This window comes from Micromonospora sp. NPDC003776 (assembly GCF_053605645.1).
On the sequence record NZ_JBSGJR010000768.1, the window covers coordinates 1 to 2,656 of the forward strand.

Consider the following 2,656-nt stretch of genomic DNA (forward strand, 5'->3'; position numbering starts at 1 on the left):
GGCGGCCATGCGGGCGCGGGTGGGCGCGCTGGGCGGCACCCTGCAGGTGCGCTCCGCGCCGGGGCGCGGCACGGCGGTGACCGCCCGCCTCCCGGTCACCTCGCAGGGGCGGGCCGGGCGGTGACGGTGACGGGCGAACCGATCCGGCTGCTGCTGGCCGACGACCATCCGGTGGTGCGGGCCGGGCTGCGGGCGGTGCTGGCCGGCGAGCCGGATCTGCTGGTGGTGGCCGAGGCCGCCACCGCGGAGGAGGCGGTCGCCCGGGCGGCCGCCGGTGACATCGACGTGGTGTTGATGGACCTGCGGTTCGGCGCCGGAATGAGCGGAGCCGAGGCCACCGCCGTGATCACCGCCCGGCCGGACGCGCCGCGGGTCGTGGTGGTCACCACGTACGACTCGGACGCCGACACGCTGCCGGCCATCGAGGCCGGGGCGACCGGCTACCTGCTCAAGGACGCGCCGCCGGAGGAGTTGGCGGCGGCGGTGCGCACCGCCGCGGCCGGGCGTACGGCGTTGGCGCCGTCGGTCGCCGACCGGCTGCTGCACCGGCTGCGCAGCCCCGCCACGACGTTGACCCGCCGGGAGACCGAGGTGCTGGTCCTGGTGGCGGAGGGGTTGTCCAACCGGGCGATCGGCCGGCGGCTGCACCTGACCGAGGGCACCGTCAAGTCGCACCTGGCGCGCGTCTACACCAAGCTCGGGGTGGACTCGCGCACCGCGGCGGTCGCCGCCGCCACCGGCCTCGGCCTGATCCGCCGCTGACCTGGACCGTGGCCGGCGGTGCGGGTGCCGGTTCTGCCGGGTTTCCCGCCCCCGACCGGTGGGGCTGCGACAATCGGCAGCATGAGCGGTGGCCGCCGGCCGGCTCGGATCCTGCCCACCGCGCCGGGGTCGCGGGTCACCCGCCTGGAGTTGTTCTACGACCTGGTGTTCGTGCTCGCGTTCCTCAACGTCACCACCCTGCTGTCGGCGCACCTGAGCGTCTACGCGCTGCTCGCGGGTCTGGTGGTGCTGGCCGTGCTGTGGTGGTGCTGGGTCAGTTTCGCCGCCCTGGGCAACGTGGTGCGCACCGACCAGGGGGTGCTGCCGCTGGTCGGCGCGGTGACGGTCGGCGTCCTGTTCGTGTTGAACCTGACCCTGCCGGAGGCGTTCACCGACCGGCCCGGCGGGCCGCCCGGCCCGCTGGTGTTCGCCTTCTGCTACCTGGTGATCCGGGCCGTGCAGATGCTGGTGCTGCTCAGCGCCGCCGACAACCGGGGCCCGGTGGCGCTGCGGCTGGGCCTGCCGCTGCTGGCCAGCGTCACCCTGGTCCTGGTGGCCGCGGTCCTGCCCGGCGGGTGGACGTGGCCGCGGATCGCGTTGTGGGGGGTGGCCGCGGTGGTGGAGTTCACCGCCGGTGGGCAGGTGCGCAGCGCCGGCCTCACGGTCGTCTCCGCCGCGCACTGGGCCGAGCGGTACGCGCTGATCCTGCTCATCGCCCTCGGCGAATCGATCATCTCGCTGGGGCTGGGCCCGAAGCCCGGCGCCGGCCTGCCGATCAGCTGGGCGGTGATCGTCGCGTCGCTGCTGGGCGTCAGCGTCATCGCGGCCCTGTGGTGGATGTACTTCGACACCCTCGCCCCCGCCCTGGAACAGCGGCTGCACCGCACCCGCGACCCCGACCAGCGGGCCGCGTTCGCCCGGGACGTCTACGCGTACCTGCACCTGCCGCTGATCGCCGGGATCATCCTGTTCGCGCTGGGCCTGAAACGGTATCTGGCGGTGATCGCCGAGCCGCACGGTGACCCGTGGCGGGTGCGGGCCGTCGGACTGGACAACCGGGTGCTGTTCGCCGGTGTGATCATCTACGTGGTGGGTCTGGTGGCGTTGGGCGTGCGGGCCAGCCGGCGGGTGCCGCTGGTGCGAACGGCGGTGGTGGTGGCGCTGGCCGTGGTGCTGCCGGCGGCCGGCCGGCTACCGGCGGTGGGCGGTCTCGCGGTGCTCGCCGGGACGTGCGTCGCGCTGGTGCTGACCGGGCTGCGCCGGGAGGACCCGCTGCGCCGCCAGGTGCGGCAGGTGGCCCTCGAGGAACAGATCGCCGCCGAGCAGGAACAGTCGCAGTGGCGCCGCCGCCACCTGTGACAACGCCGCAACTAAATCGGGGCGCGGCTTGCGCCGCGCCCCGATGCTCCCAGGCCCTTCCCGGCCGGTGGGGCGAGGACGAACGGCGCCGACCTTCGGACCGACCGGACGCGAGCTGGCTGCCCCCGCCTGGCCGTTGTCTACTGGCCGTGCCTTTCACCCTGCCCGTACACCGGTAACCGCGGCCGGTTCGCGCCGCCCCGCCGACCCCCGCCCGCTGGACCTGGCCGCCGCAACCGTAGGTCGCTCGGCCAGCGGACGAAGGGACGAAGCGAACAACAGCCGCTTCCCGTGGTAGGACTCAAAGACGGTACGGCGTGCACCCCCGCCGCTGTCAACCCACCCCGGCCTGTCGTGTGTTGCGCCACGGCGTGTCGCGTCGGCGCGTCTCGATGCGAACGCGGACCGCGACGCCGGTCACCGGTCCAGGTGCCGGCGCAGCAACGCGACGGCCGCCCCCGGGTGGTCGCCGGCGAGCAGCCCCGCCGCCGCCAGCACGTAGTCGACGTCGACGACGGGCCGGGCGGCGCGCGGC

2 protein-coding genes are annotated in these 2,656 nt (G+C 75.0%); both read left to right on the plus strand.

All coding sequences use genetic code 11. The features are described 5' to 3' along the window. Window positions 1-126 precede the first annotated feature (126 nt). Complete coding sequence (locus tag ACWEVO_RS34625) at window positions 127-762, plus strand: response regulator (protein WP_452311628.1); 636 nt, start codon at window positions 127-129, stop codon at window positions 760-762. Window positions 763-843: 81 nt separating this feature from the next. Next, window positions 844-2,121, plus strand: a complete 1,278-nt coding sequence (locus tag ACWEVO_RS34630) for a low temperature requirement protein A (protein WP_452311629.1) — start codon at window positions 844-846, stop codon at window positions 2,119-2,121. Window positions 2,122-2,656 lie beyond the last annotated feature (535 nt).